The 15,127-nt window shown below is 49.0% G+C and carries 5 protein-coding genes, 1 tRNA gene and 3 rRNA genes; 4 read left to right on the forward strand and 5 right to left on the reverse strand.

What is annotated here, in order from left to right; all coding sequences use genetic code 11:
* Positions 1–15 precede the first annotated feature (15 nt).
* From M1L52_RS05815 to M1L52_RS05825, 3 genes are all read right to left on the reverse strand, one after another.
* The gene (locus tag M1L52_RS05815; protein ID WP_248613998.1) at positions 16–663 is read right to left on the reverse strand and encodes a DUF3109 family protein; all 648 of its coding nucleotides are present in this window, start codon (positions 661–663) and stop codon (positions 16–18) included.
* Between the two features lie 137 nt (positions 664–800).
* Positions 801–1,469 carry a uracil-DNA glycosylase gene (ung, locus tag M1L52_RS05820; RefSeq protein ID WP_248613999.1) on the reverse strand — a complete coding sequence of 223 codons (669 nt, stop codon included), beginning with the start codon at positions 1,467–1,469 and terminating at the stop codon, positions 801–803.
* Between the two features lie 190 nt (positions 1,470–1,659).
* Positions 1,660–7,065: a hypothetical protein gene (locus tag M1L52_RS05825; protein ID WP_248614000.1), complete on the reverse strand. Its 5,406-nt coding sequence runs from the start codon at positions 7,063–7,065 to the stop codon at positions 1,660–1,662.
* Between the two features lie 1,064 nt (positions 7,066–8,129).
* On the opposite strand from M1L52_RS05825, the gene M1L52_RS05830 reads away from it, so the two are divergent.
* The 4 genes from M1L52_RS05830 (at position 8,130) to rrf (ending at position 13,167) form a co-directional block, all read left to right on the forward strand.
* Positions 8,130–9,659: ribosomal RNA gene (locus M1L52_RS05830) — 16S ribosomal RNA — on the forward strand.
* A gap of 160 nt (positions 9,660–9,819) precedes the next feature.
* Positions 9,820–9,893, forward strand: a tRNA-Ala gene (locus M1L52_RS05835).
* A gap of 183 nt (positions 9,894–10,076) precedes the next feature.
* A 23S ribosomal RNA gene (locus M1L52_RS05840) occupies positions 10,077–12,974 on the forward strand.
* Between the two features lie 80 nt (positions 12,975–13,054).
* Positions 13,055–13,167 (forward strand): 5S ribosomal RNA (gene rrf / locus M1L52_RS05845).
* The 16S, 23S and 5S rRNA genes sit together here with 1 tRNA gene alongside, the layout of an rRNA operon.
* A 210-nt stretch (positions 13,168–13,377) precedes the next feature.
* On the opposite strand, the gene M1L52_RS05850 is transcribed toward rrf, so the two are convergent.
* Together M1L52_RS05850 and M1L52_RS05855 are read right to left on the reverse strand one after the other, a co-directional pair.
* Positions 13,378–13,947, reverse strand: coding sequence for a phosphoribosylglycinamide formyltransferase (locus M1L52_RS05850; protein WP_248614001.1), 570 nt, complete (start codon positions 13,945–13,947; stop codon positions 13,378–13,380).
* A gap of 56 nt (positions 13,948–14,003) precedes the next feature.
* The gene (locus M1L52_RS05855; protein ID WP_248614002.1) at positions 14,004–15,107 is read right to left on the reverse strand and encodes an AraC family transcriptional regulator; all 1,104 of its coding nucleotides are present in this window, start codon (positions 15,105–15,107) and stop codon (positions 14,004–14,006) included.
* Positions 15,108–15,127 lie beyond the last annotated feature (20 nt).

Consider the following 15,127-nt stretch of genomic DNA (forward strand, 5'->3'; position numbering starts at 1 on the left):
CTAACCTCTAACCTCTCATCTCTCAATATATCCTTGCTCTCTCAGTTCGTGAGCCATGTCGCAGAGCTCGTCATACCACTCCTGTCCGAAGCGTCTCACCAGTGGCCCCTCAAGGAACTTATATACAGGTAGCGACAGCTCACGTCCTTTCTTCACGGCATCTTTGCATACATCCCATCGGTGGTAGTTCAGTGCCACCGTGCCGTCGCTGAAGCGTTTCTCACGGATAGGGTAGAGGGCACAGCTTATGGGTTTGCAGAATCTAGATTTCCCTGCACGGAAAGCCTTCTCCAATGCACAGAGACAGCATCCTTTTATCGGTTCGTGAGTGTTGAAGTCCTCAATGTCGTCGTAATAAGTGAACACACAGTCCTTGCCGTTCACTATGCTTGTTACTAGGTCACCCTCCTGGTCTGTGTATGCCACACCCTGCTTGTCTATCACGGCCTGAGCTGTTGCTGATAGGTCGCTCCATGTCTCGTCGAGCGCATCTTCTATTTCCTCGATTTCATCGAGCGTCACAGGTGCTCCTGCGTCGCCCTCTATGCAGCACTGTCCCTTACAGGCGCTGAGGTCGCAACAGAACATCTCCGTCAGTATGTCCGACGATATAAGTATGTCTCCTATCTGAAGTATTGGCGGTATCTGTTTCTTATTATCCATTCTATTTCATTCTACATATTATCTAATTCAACCTTCTCGTTTTTTAAAACCACGAATTTAGCGAATTAAACGAATTTTCTTTACAAAACAGCATTTTCGTTAAATTCGTATAATTCGTGGTTTCTTTCACCTCCAACCTACCATTCTATAGGTTCTTCTCCTACGCTTTCGAGGTAGGCGTTTGCTTTCGAGAACTGATGTTGTCCGAACCATCCGCCGCGGTTTGCCGACAGTGGTGATGGGTGTACCGACTCCAGCACGAGGTTCCTCTGCCTGTCAATCATTGACGCCTTGCTTCTTGCGAAACCGCCCCATAGCATATATACTATATGTTCGCGCTCGCGTGCGAGAGCCTGTATGGCGGCATCGGTGAAGTACTGCCATCCCAGTGAAGCATGGCTGTTTGCCACATGGGCACGCACAGTCAGCGTGGCGTTGAGCAGCAGCACACCTTGTCTTGCCCATCGTGAGAGGTCTCCGTTCTGTGGCATAGGCGTGCCCAGATCGTCGCTTATCTCCTTGAAGATGTTCTGCAACGACGGTGGAAAGACTGTTCCTTCTTTTACTGAGAAACTCAGCCCGTGGGCTTGTCCTGGCTCATGATATGGGTCTTGTCCTATTATCACCACCTTCACTTTGTCAAAAGGACACAGGTTGAAGGCGTTAAAAATCTCTTTACCTGGCGGATAGCATGCCCCAGCCATATATTCCTGTCTCACTCGTTCTGTGAGTTGTGCGAAGTAAGGTTTTTCAAACTCACCGCTCAGTCTCTCCTTCCATGAAGGCTCTATCTGAATCTCTCTCATCGTTTCTCTTATTTTCTGCAAAGGTAACTACTATCTTCAAATTAGCGAAATAAAATCCCATAAAACACAAATGTTAAAGACTAAAAAGAGTCCCGCCGCATTGTTGCAGCAGGACTCCTTGTTTTTTTCTAATCCATCTCCCCTCCCCTCGGGAGGGGTAGGGGGTGGGTCTTAGGGTAGGGGGTGGGTCTTACTTAACTACCACCTTCTTGCCATTTACGATGTAGAGGCCACGCTGTGCCTTCTCCACCTTCTGACCATTCAGGTTGTAAACAGTGCCGTCGAGCTTGTTCTCGCTCTTCACGTTAGTGATACCAACGGTCTCACTGAGACGTGTGTACTTAACGTTCTTGAACGACAGCCAGCTGATAGTGTTGTCAGCAGCTATGTTGAACTTGAACTTCAAGTCGTCACCTGCGAATACATCACCAACTGCGGTGAACTCCTTGGCGTATAATGGAGAAGTACCAATCTGGTCACCAGCGCAAACGTCAACAGCAGTTTCATCGTTAACGCTCATTGTGATGCCTGCAGGAGCCTCAGCACCGTTCTTCATGCGAACGCGTACCCAAGCCTTAACCTCGTAGTTACCTGCCTCAAGACCAGTCAATGTAGCGGTAATGGTGTTAGCAGCAAGGCTGTTGCCATCGCCAGTCCAATACTCGTAGAATGGAACCTTGAACTCTGAACCATCGTTGTCACCTTCAACAGACCAGGTGTTGATGTAAGGAGTTCCTTCAACATCTGAAGTGTAAGCAGAGAGCAGCAGAGTTGGCAGCAAACCTTCCAGACGTGAGCCATAGTTGAATGCAGCAGCATCAGCATCGCCCATTGTGCCTTCGTCATATCCCTTCTGTGCAGTTGCTATGCTCTCGTCGAATGTAGCCTTTGCAGCAGCAGTGTACATGTTAGTCTTTGCTACTTCCTCAGCAATGAAGTCAAGTACGCTCTTCATCTTGGCGTAAGCCTCTATGCTGGCCTTAGCAGCTGCGATAGCCTTCTGAGCAGCCTCGTAATTGTCGAGATTGATTTCCTGACGCAGAGTAGCGATAGCATTATCAGCAGCAGTCTTGATTTCTGCATTCATCTTGCCCTCAGGCATAGTAGCAGCGAGTCCGTTAACAGCAGCTTCGTCGATGGCAGCACCTACGTAAGCCACACGGCAATTCTTGAAGGCCATCCAGTTGAAGTTTGCTTCAGCCGATATCTTGATGCCGAAACGGAACACGCCGTCTTCGCCAACCTCAGCAGACATTGCGTAGTTGTCGTAGATACCCTTCATATTGTTATACTCAAAGCTCTTGCCTGTAGCAAACTCCTTCTCGCGATCCTGTGCGAAGAGTGATGCACCGGTAGGAGCATTACCTGATTCACTATAAGCGCGGATAAGAGCTGTGAATGAATAAATACCAGGATCAAGGCCAGGTAATGTGTAGTAGATCTCACCTGTACCAAGTACGTTGTCACGATATACCCAGTTCTCGATGAACGGAGTGGTCATGTTTGAACCATCGCTGTTGCCTTCGCCAGACCATGTGTTGATATGGAATGTGTTCGTGTTCGTGCAAGTCCAGCCTTCAAGGCTATTGTCAGGAATGATGCCTGTCTCCAGAATCTTGTAGCTATTGATACTTGCTTTAGCGTTAGCGAGGGCTTCTTTGAGCGTATTCAGCTTTTCATCGTTAGCCTCAGCCTTATAAGCTTCGTATGCAGTTTCGAGTGCATTCTTGGTCTTCACCGACTGTTTAGCAGCCAGAGCTGCGTCTATTTCTGCATAGAAAGCAGCTGCCTTAACCTGCTCAATAGTACACTCTGTACCATAGTAGGTCAGAGAGATGTTGTCGATACCCATCCAGTTGGCAGTAGCAGTGGTCTGCTCCAGACCGAACTCCATGGTGTTGTTCTCAACCTTAGTGTAAACCTCATACATAGTGGGTTCACCTGTGGTGAGGAACTCCTTGTCGTTGTTAGCATATACATACTGACTCTCGTTGGGGGTAGCCAGAGTGTTCACAAAGGCAGCGATGTTCAGTTTGTAGATACCGTTGGGGATGCACTCAGCAATCTGATACATCTTGTTGGCCTTGGGGTCGGGATTCCAGTTCTCCCAGAATTTGCCTGTGAAGGCACCTGCCTGGTTGGTTGCAGTACCCCTGTTCTGGAATTCACCTGTAGAAGTCCAACCATTGGTGTCCTCATCGAATGTACCGTTTACTACGAATGGAGCAGCAACGGGATTCTCAAGGCTTGCACCAGCAACAAGAGCTTCGTTGGCAGCAATCTCATTGACCTTGGTGAATGCTTTCACTGCTGCAATCAGGTTGGTGATAGCAGTATTGATAGCGCTGAAATCAGAATCCTCGGCAGCCAGTGCCAGCTCAGCAGCATTAATAGCTGTGTTCAGGTCTTCAACACCTTCTTTGCCTTCAGTAGGAATTGCCTTGACTTTTGTAACATAAGCTTTTGCAGCAGCAATCAGCTTAGCATACAGAGCCTTGGCAGTGGTAATCATAGTGATATAGTTGCCACCTCTCAGGACTGCCTGTGCTTCAGTCACATCTTCCTCGAATCCATCGTAGTTCTGGGCATATCCGACTAATTGTGTCAAGATGTTAGTAGCAAGCGGTGTAGCAGCTTCTCTTACAGCTGTCATTGTAGCGATGATCTTCGATACATTGCCTTCATTGATAGCTACCAGAGCGCTGTCAACGAGTGCAGCAGTTCCTTCCTGACCATATTTCAGAGCATATGCGCGAAGGTTCTGTAAGTGAGCAGGAGCCACAGCCTTTGCAGCTACGATAATCTTCTGCATGGCAGCACCCAGCTCCTCTGGAGTAATGCTTTCCTTAGCAAGTAATGTATCGGCTTCTGCATATGCTACATTCAGTGTGCTGTCATTGAGTCCCTCAGCGATGATGGCAAGTTTTGGTAGATAGTCCTTAGCAGCAGCAATCAGGTGATTGAAGAGTGCCTTGGCAACAGTAATCATGGTGACATAGTTGTCACTTTCCAGAGCTGCTTGTGCCTGAGCGGCCTGCTCTGTTAAGCCAAATGCCTTAACATATTCAATGATTCCGCCTAATACCTGCTTGGCAAGCGGTGTAGCTGCTTCTTTTACAGCTGCCATAGTAGCAATAATCTTAGCAACATTGCCTTCATTGATAGCTACCAGAGCGCTATCCACGAGTGCAACAGCTTGTTCAGCACCGTATTTTACAGCATATCCTTTAAGGTTATTCAAGTGCTCAGGAGCCACGGCCTGTGCAACAACAATGATCTTCTGCATGGCAGCGGCAAGCTCCTGTGGGGTTACATCCTCTTTGGCAAGTGCAGCCTGAGCATCTGCGTATGCAGCATTCAAAGTACTGTCATTGAGGCCTCCAACGATAGCGCCAAGTCTTGGCAATACAGCTTCAAAGTAAGACTTTATTGCTGTTTCCAATGCTTGAGTAGCCTGGATTATTTGCTGGAGAGTGGCATCCTCATTTGTCAGAACAGCCTGGGCTGCTGCAATAGCTTCAGCAAGTCCCTCTGGATTAATGTTGCTTGCAATAGCAATTGCTGTTTGCAGGGCTTCCTTAGCTGCAGCAATTGCTGCTGGGTCAACAGCACCCTCAACGAGTTCAACCTTCTTCAGTGTGAGGTTATTATAAACGAACTTCAATGAACCAGCCTCTGCGATAGCTGCGAGGTCTTCATTGTCAAGAGCGATGTCCAGCTTTGATTCGCCAACAGGAATGTTTGCTGCTTCGTAGATTGGGTTCATACCAGCAAATACAGACAGATTGCCTGTAGCAATGATGCGAGCAGGACCGGCTGCGCGAGCAGGAGCTGCAACCACCACTGTAGCGCGGATGGTATCATTGGCCTTTGCAAAATTGTTGAAGTAAGCAGCAGCTATCTCAGCGTTAGTGTTCTCGTTCTCATCGGTAGTGGTCTCACCATTCTCCCAGATTGTGCCGTAAGCAGGAGTGATAATTTCTTCCTTTTTTATAAGACTATAGCCATCAAAACCATAGAGATAGTCCATCTCATTAGCGGAAGGCTTGATAAGAGCAAACTCAGCATTGCCGTCGGCATCAATAGTGTAGGCGTGTTTAGTGCCGAAACTATACTTTTCAGCATAGGTGGCGTTCACGGCTTCGGCGGGGGCAAATGTTGCATCGACAACTACAATGTTACCAGCCTTGGTATCCTTGACAAGGATCCATGAGTTAGCCGTGTTGCTATTGATGTACCAGTTTCCACTGGCACGAAGACCCCATGCGCCGTTAGTTTGGAAGAGAATACTCTCGCTCCATGCAGCCCCGTCGAGCAGCAGGGTGGCGTATGTGCGTTCCGAGGCGGTGATGGTATCGCTGAAAGCGTTTGCCGACCATCCATTGGTTGCGGCAGCAGCGCTGAAGAGTGAGCTCGCGTTCTCTGGGAACAGAGCTACGGCGCGAGTAGCATCTGCAGATTTTGCGTAGCCATCAGCCTCAGCATAGGCAGTGATAGTGGCATCGGCAGCCACAGTCAGTTCCTTAGAGCCTGTGAATGAACCATTCTCCTCACCGTATGTGTAATAAATTGTAGCAGTAGGAGAGAGTAGCAGCTTGCTTTGGTCGGCAGAGATGGTAACGGTGCCGTTGGCATTGCGTACGATTACAGGAGCATTGAGTACAATCTCTACGCCAGCCTCAGCTGCAAAAGTCAAAACGTCAGACTCAGACGAGCCCTTAACAGCTTTGAAATAGACATTGCCGCTTGTGCTGACGGTCACGCTGGCACCTTCAGTCCAGTTCTCGTTGTCGAGAGAATAGTAGAGTGTAGCACCCTCGGTGTCACAAGTAGCGGTGATAGTGCGATTGATGCCATCCACCTTTGTGTAGGCTGCCATTGGGGTCTGGATGACCTCACCTGCCACATAGTAGGTCAGCGACAGCTCGTCAATGCCGATGGCACCTCCGCAGCAAGGCTCGATAACCAAACCAGTGGGGTTGACATTCGTTTCCGACAGAACCATATCGGTCACGATGGCAGTGCCAGTGCTGGAGTTGGTGATGGTCAGCTTTACACCATCACTGCTACCAGTGACAACGATGTGATGCCAGTAGGCGGTTGTATTCATTTGGTCACCGGTATTGGCTGTGAAACGTTTGTTCTTGTCGCAGCCTGGCACGGGGAGTGTTGTTCCCGTGGCAGCACCTGCGACGCTCAGCGTAACAGTTGTGTTCCAGTTGGAATTACCGCTAAGGTCAAAGAGGTTCGTGTCGCCTGCCTTCAGCGTGGTATGGTCAGCCTTACTGTTACAGCCGCCAACGGCAGCCCATTCAAAAGATAGCGTCCATGTCTCTGCCGACAAGTCGGTGCTTCCCAATGAGATCGTTGAAGATGCTGGGTCGCCGTTGGTATTATTCCAGGCATTGAGGAACTTAGTGCTTGTAATGACCGATGTCCTCGTGTAGTCGAGAGAGACTCGGTTACCAGCGGTCACTTCAGGTGATGAGGCGTCGTCAAAGCTGTATTTCACTACAGTTTTGTCACCTGCCCAAGCACTTCCGCTCACCATGACCATAAGGGCCACGAGCATAGACTTTAGTAAGTTCTTTTTCATTTGATTACTTTATTAGTAGTTGATTATTGCGCCTTCTGGTCCGTTAGCGCATGTTGTTTTGATTTTAGGGTTTTGGTGGTTGTGCCTGTCTGCGGACCTCTTCAGCTTCCCAGTCTTAGTGGTGAAGTCAGACGTGACACTTCTTTGTACTGTTTAGTGCTTAGTTTTTTTAGATTACTTGTTTTAAAGAGTTTGTAAATAAGTTATTATTGTTTTAAGTTTTGCTATTTTATAATTAGGTGTATATAGCAACTGCAAAAATAATAAAAAAATTCGAACGACAATGAATATTAGCGCCTATTTATCATTTTTTTGCATTTATGCTGTGCTCTTGTTCTGTCTGTTTTGCATTGTGGCTTAGAATATCTTGTGTTCCTGTTCTTACAGTCTTGATGACCAAACTCGTCGACTTTGGTCACCAAACTCGTCGACTTTGGTCACCAAACTCGTCGAGTTTGTAAAAATGTTTATTAAGAACACCATCAGAGTTCTTACTAAACGCTGCTGCCGTTCTGCCTAAACACTATTGCGAATCTTACTGGATGAGGTTTAACTTTGCTCACAAAGAAGTTAAACATCTCTCTGAGTAAAGTTAAACTTCTCTCCGAGTAAAGTTAAACATCTCTCCCTGCAAAGTTAAACTTCTCGCTCGCGTGTATATAATATAATGTGTAAAAATCCCACATGCTTGACAAACATCAAGAGTGGGGTAAAAATTGCACTTTTTCTTTAATTTTTTCTTGAAAAGTTTTGGCGGTTTGGGAAAAAGTAGTACCTTTGCATCCGCTAACGAGGAAACAACCTCTGAAGCGCTGAAGAAAGAGTTCTTTGAAAGATTTACATAGACAGTGAAGTAGTACAAGAAGCGCGGTGCTTTTATTATTTTATAGTATTAGCGCCGTGGGTAATATGAAGTCAGCCGTCAATGCTGTCCTTCGGGACGGTTTTTGAGAATGAGAAGCTTTACCAGAGATACTATTCGGATATGGCGTCCTTGAGTACAGAACAATCAGCATGGTTCGCTGCGTTTTTGCAGTGTCCTTGCTATTAAAGAAATAACTTTTACAGTGAAGAGTTTGATCCTGGCTCAGGATGAACGCTAGCTACAGGCTTAACACATGCAAGTCGAGGGGCAGCATGATCTTAGCTTGCTAAGATTGATGGCGACCGGCGCACGGGTGAGTAACGCGTATCCAACCTTCCCCTTAGTAGGGCATAGCCCGGCGAAAGTCGAATTAATACCCTATGTTTTCCTTGGATGGCATCTGATGAGGAACAAAGATTTATCGCTAAGGGATGGGGATGCGTCTGATTAGGCAGTCGGCGGGGTAACGGCCCACCGAGCCAACGATCAGTAGGGGTTCTGAGAGGAAGGTCCCCCACATTGGAACTGAGACACGGTCCAAACTCCTACGGGAGGCAGCAGTGAGGAATATTGGTCAATGGACGAGAGTCTGAACCAGCCAAGTAGCGTGCAGGATGACGGCCCTATGGGTTGTAAACTGCTTTTGTCGGGGAATAAAGTTCACTACGTGTAGTGTTTTGTATGTACCCGAAGAATAAGGACCGGCTAATTCCGTGCCAGCAGCCGCGGTAATACGGAAGGTCCGGGCGTTATCCGGATTTATTGGGTTTAAAGGGAGCGCAGGCTGTTTTTTAAGCGTGACGTGAAATGTAGGGGCTCAACCTGTGCAGTGCGTCGCGAACTGGAGAACTTGAGTGCACTCGAGGAAGGCGGAATTTGTGGTGTAGCGGTGAAATGCTTAGATATCACGAAGAACTCCGATTGCGAAGGCAGCCTTCCAGCGTGTAACTGACGCTAAAGCTCGAAAGTGCGGGTATCGAACAGGATTAGATACCCTGGTAGTCCGCACGGTAAACGATGGATGCCCGCTGTTGGCGATACAATGTCAGCGGCCAAGCGAAAGCGTTAAGCATCCCACCTGGGGAGTACGCCGGCAACGGTGAAACTCAAAGGAATTGACGGGGGCCCGCACAAGCGGAGGAACATGTGGTTTAATTCGATGATACGCGAGGAACCTTACCCGGGCTTGAACTGCAGGAGAACGATTCAGAGATGATGAGGTCCTTCGGGACTCCTGTGGAGGTGCTGCATGGTTGTCGTCAGCTCGTGCCGTGAGGTGTCGGCTTAAGTGCCATAACGAGCGCAACCCTTTCTGGTAGTTGCCATCAGGTAATGCTGGGCACTCTGCCAGTACTGCCACCGTAAGGTGTGAGGAAGGTGGGGATGACGTCAAATCAGCACGGCCCTTACGTCCGGGGCTACACACGTGTTACAATGGGTGGTACAGAGAGTTGGTTGCAGGCAATTGCGATCTAATCCTTAAAGCCATCCTCAGTTCGGATTGGGGTCTGCAACCCGACCCCATGAAGCTGGATTCGCTAGTAATCGCGCATCAGCCATGGCGCGGTGAATACGTTCCCGGGCCTTGTACACACCGCCCGTCAAGCCATGAAAGCCGGGGGCACCTGAAGTCCGTGACCGCAAGGGTCGGCCTAGGGTGAAACTGGTAATTGGGGCTAAGTCGTAACAAGGTAGCCGTACCGGAAGGTGCGGCTGGAACACCTCCTTTCTGGAGTGTGTGGACGAGACGCAAGTCAAGTCAACACGCTAATAAAGAGGACGCTGAATAGTTAGGTAAGCAAGGTTGATTGTCAACCCTTCAGCTTTCTTGTATACTTCTTCTGTTTATTTAGAGAATAAATGATCTGAGCATAGGTATATCTTTGAAAGGGGGATTAGCTCAGTTGGCTAGAGCGCTTGCATGGCATGCAAGAGGTCATCGGTTCGACCCCGATATTCTCCACTAAGCCCCTTGGGGCAAGAGATCTTTGACATATTGAGACACAAGACTGTAAGTAAAGACTTTTTATTAAGTCAGACTGAAGATTAGATAATAAATCTCAACAATTTACAGCTGAAAGTATGAGCATTCTCTCTGTGGTAGCTATGGTTTATATAGTTACTATAGATTAAAAGAGAAGTTATGGCGAAAGAAAGTTAGGGCGTCTGGTGGATGCCTTGGCTCTCGGAGGCGATGAAGGACGTGATAAGCTGCGATAAGCCGTGTGTAGGTGCAAATGACCTTTGATGCGCGGATTTCCGAATGGGACAACCCAGCTGTCTGAAGGACAGTTATCACCATCTCTGATATGGTGAGGCGAACGCGGGGAACTGAAACATCTTAGTACCCGCAGGAAGAGAAAATAACAATGATTCCCCCAGTAGTGGCGAGCGACCGGGGAAGAGCCTAAACCGTCTGTGTAGCAATGCACAGCCGGGGTTGTAGGACCACGCCGTGGATTACTTGTTGTGAGGAGAACGTTCTGGAAAGAACGATCGTAGAAGGTGACAATCCTGTATCCGAAGCGACCTTAGTCCTAGTGGTATCCTGAGTAACGCGGAGCACGAGTAATTCTGCGCGAATCCGCCGGGCCCATCCGGCAAGGCTAAATACTCCCGAGAGACCGATAGTGTACCAGTACCGTGAGGGAAAGGTGAAAAGCACCCCTAGCAGGGGAGTGAAATAGTACCTGAAACCAGTCGCCTACAAGCGGTCGGAGCTGCTTTTGCAGTGACGGCGTGCCTTTTGCATAATGAACCTACGAGTTACCATCACCGGCGAGGTTAAGTCACTCTGTGACGCAACCGCAGTGAAAGCGAGGCTGAATAGGCCGTTTAGTCGGTGGGGGTAGACGCGAAACCGAGTGATCTACACATGTCCAGGATGAAGTCCCGGTAACACGGGATGGAGGTCCGCACTGATAAGCGTTGAAAAGCTTCCGGATGAGGTGTGTGTAGGAGTGAAAGGCCAATCAAACTCGGAGATAGCTCGTACTCCCCGAAAGGCATTTAGGTGCCGCGTGTGGTTATCAGCATGAGAGGTAGAGCGACCGATAGGTCAAGAGGGCTTCACCGCCTATCGAGACCTGACGAACTCCGAATGCTCATGCTCCGCAGCCATGCAGTAAGGGGGCGGGTGCTAAGGTCCGTCCCCGAGAGGAGAAGAATCCAGACCGCCGTCTAAGGTCCCGGAATCCTGTCTGAGTTAGTCTAACGAAGTCTGGCCTCGATGACAGCTAGGATGTTGGCTTGGAAGCAGCCATTCATTCAAAGAGTGCGTAACAGCTCACTAGTCGAGAGGCCGGGCGTGGATAATAATCGGGTATAAGACAGGTACCGAAGGCGCGGGATAGCAATAATAAAAGTATCGGTAGGGGAGCATTCCAGTTGCCTTGAAGGTGTGTTGACGATGCACGCTGGAGCGTCTGGAAAAGCAAATGTAGGTATAAGTAACGATAAGAGGGGTGAGATTCCCCTCCGCCGTAAGACTAAGGTTTCCCGGGCTATGTCATTCAGCCCGGGGTTAGTCGGGTCCTAAGTCTCAGCCGAACGGCGATGGCGATGGCCGACACGGTTAATATTCCGTGACTTCCCTTTGGAGCGATTGTGGAGACGGAGGAGTGACACTGCCGCGCACCGACGGATGTGTGCGTTGACGGCATTAGGCAATGAGACTGGCAGGCAAATCCACCAGTTGAGCTGAGTGCCTAGAGTACGGCGGCCCTTTCGGGGGCAGCCGAGTGCAGGTAACCCTACTCCCTAGAAAATCCGCTAAGCTTATCCACTGGGAACCCGTACCGCAAACGGACACACGTAGTCGGGTAGAACATACTAAGGCGTTGAGAGAGTCGTGGCTAAGGAACTAGGCAAACTGACCCTGTAACTTCGGGATAAAGGGTCCTCACTTTGGTGAGGCGCAGAGAATAGGTCCAGGCAACTGTTTAACAAAAACACAGGGCTGTGCAAACTCGCAAGATGAGGTATACAGCCTGACACCTGCCCGGTGCTGGAAGGTTAAGAGGAGAAGTCAACCTTTTTGGCGAAGCTTTGAATTGAAGCCCCAGTAAACGGCGGCCGTAACTATAACGGTCCTAAGGTAGCGAAATTCCTTGTCGGGTAAGTTCCGACCTGCACGAATGGTGTAATGATCCGGACGCTGTCTCGGCCACGATCTCAGTGAAATTGTAGTATCGGTGAAGATGCCGATTACCCGCGATGGGACGAAAAGACCCCGTGAACCTTTACTACAGCTTAGCACTGACCTTGGTCATCGGATGTGTAGGATAGGCCGGAGGCTTTGAATCGGGTGCGCCAGCATTCGTGGAGCCATCCTTGAAATACGGCCCTTCTGCTGCCTGAGGTCTAACGGGTTGATATCCGGACACTGCTTGGTGGGTAGTTTGACTGGGGTGGTCGCCTCCAAAAGCGTAACGGAGGCTTCCAAAGGTGCCCTCGGGCCGATTGGTAACCGGCCTTACAGAGTGCAATGGCATAAGGGCGCTTGACTGGGAGGCAGACATGCCGAGCAGGCAGGAAACTGGGGCATAGTGATCCGGCGGAGCCGTGTGGAAGGTCCGTCGCTCAAAGGATAAAAGGTACTCCGGGGATAACAGGCTGATCCCCCCCAAGAGCTCATATCGACGGGGTGGTTTGGCACCTCGATGTCGGCTCGTCACATCCTGGGGCTGGAGAAGGTCCCAAGGGTTGGGCTGTTCGCCCATTAAAGTGGCACGCGAGCTGGGTTCAGAACGTCGTGAGACAGTTCGGTCTCTATCTATCGTGGGCGCAGGAGTCTTGAGTGGATCGGTCACTAGTACGAGAGGACCGTGATTGACCGACCTCCGGTCTGCCAGTTGTACCGCCAGGTGCACCGCTGGGTATCCGCGTCGGGTTCGGATAAGCGCTGAAAGCATCTAAGTGCGAAGCCGGCCACAAGATTAGGGCTCCATTGAGGGTCGTCGTAGACTACGACGTTGATAGGGTGCAGGTGTAAAGACAGTGATGTCAAAGCCGAGCACTACTAATTGCCCGAGATCTTTCGCCTCTGGCGCATATTTTCTGCTGTAAGTCAGTCGCGCTTTAGCGCTGCTTATTGTTCTTGTGTTGATATGTCAACCCCTATTTTCAGGTGGTTATTGCGGCGGGGTCCCACCTCTTCCCATTCCGAACAGAGAAGTTAAGCCCGCTTGCGCCGATGGTACTGCAATGCAATGCGGGAGAGTAGGAAGCCGCCATCTTTTTCCAGAGAGACTATAGTCACAGCGACTGTAGTCTCTCTTTTTTGTTTCCGACTGTAGAGGGTGTAAGACTATAGACTTTAGACTTCAGAATTTGGACTAAAGACTATAGACTATAGTATTTAAAGACAACTGAGACAACTATAACAACTTATATAAAGTGTTGTCTTTGTTGTTAAAGTTGTCTTTTAAAACATCAAGAGGTTGTCTTTAAAGACTCTTGATGATGGTCTCTATAACTTGTGGGAAGTGTTGCATCTCGAGTTGATGCTCCTTGGAGGCGATGTCGTCAACGGTGTCGTTGGGAGATAGCGCTACGCTGAACTGGGCAATGATCTCGCCAGAGTCGCATACTGGCGTGACCCAATGGACTGTCATGCCTGTTTCTGTCTCTCCTGCGGCTTTTACTGCCTCGTGGACATGATGGCCCCACATGCCCTTGCCGCCATACTTTGGTAACAGGGCGGGATGGAGGTTCACTATGCGGCGCGGAAAGGCGTTTATGAGGAATTCTGGAATGAGTGGCAGGAAACCGGCAAGAACGATGAAATCGATATTTTTTAGCAATTCTAGCATCACAGAGGCATCGTTAAGTTCTGCCTTTGTTATGACTGCTGAAGGCACGTTTAAGCGCTTGGCGCGTTCGAGAACGTAGGCATCAGGCTTGTTACTCACCACAAGGCTTACGTTGACAAGCGATGATCCACTGAAGTAACGTATGATGTTCTCGCAGTTGCTGCCACTGCCAGAAGCAAAGATTGCTATGTTAATCTGTTTCATGTCTTTAGTCGTTGTCGTTAGTTGAGTCGTTGTGTTTAAGTTTTTTGATTTGCTCTTTAGCTTTTATCTTTCATGCGCTCGCGTACCTTATAATAAGATTGGTAGCTGGTGAAGCCTGATTCTTGAGCTGCTGCCTCCTTAGTGATGTTAGGATGGAGCTTTACATATTCATTATAGTGGTTCAAGCGCTGGCAGTTTACATAATTGAAGAATCCACCGAAGCGCTCTTTGAATACTGCTGAGACGTATGTGCGGTTATAGCCACATTCGTTGACCACCTGCTCTATTCTGAGGTGTGGGTTTAGATAGCCTTTTTCCTTTTCGATGAAGATCTCTATACGTTCAGCTATCTGCCTCAAACGTTCCTCCTTCACGCTTGGTTCTTCGTTTTGGTCTTCATTGCTCAGACATTCTTTTTCCTCTTCCTCTGCGTCGGCAAGTATGGCAGCGCGTCGCCATGCCGGCAGTACGTTGATGAGCAGCACAATATTAAGTATGGCCTGTATGATGTTCATCCATGCCATGATGTCGGGGCTGTCGAAAATGAGGGCAGGCCATAGTATAGGTGTAAAGATGATGGGTGCCAGCCACACTCGCCGTGCGTAGGCGATAGGAAAATCATCGGGGTTTGAGTAGTTGTCATCGCGAGCCTCGTTCATCCAGCGGTGAACCTGCCACATGGCATAAGCTGAATAGAACATCATGACTATTCCAGTTGCTGCTGCCGCTTTTGTGAGAATGTCTGTCTGTTCTGTGGTGAGTATTCCGCCAGGTATCCACGCGTTAATAACAAGTGGTGACATTATTATTGCAGTTATGGCTGCAGCGGTGCGACTTACTATGACACGTTTTTCATATTGTTTCACCGTTCCGAAGAAACATAGCAACAATATGCCGCAATAAGTGTAGTATGTGGCAGGGAAATATGTTTTCTCGAGAATCCATGCTGCTTCGCTGTTAGGATTAAGAATGTATGGCAGCAGGAGGGTGGCATGTGTATAAATAACGCACTGTAGCTTGCGGTCTGGCCATATATATGCCTGTCTCTCCCTCGGCGTGCGACAGGTATGAAACCATCGTATCGCAGAGAAACACAGGCATGTTACCATATAGACGGTTGCTGCCAGTCCGTACCAATAGAAGTTTTCTGTTTGTATCATAATTATGTGATGCAAAATTA

It is taken from the genome of Prevotella sp. E13-27 (assembly GCF_023217965.1).
Taxonomy (GTDB): domain Bacteria; phylum Bacteroidota; class Bacteroidia; order Bacteroidales; family Bacteroidaceae; genus Prevotella.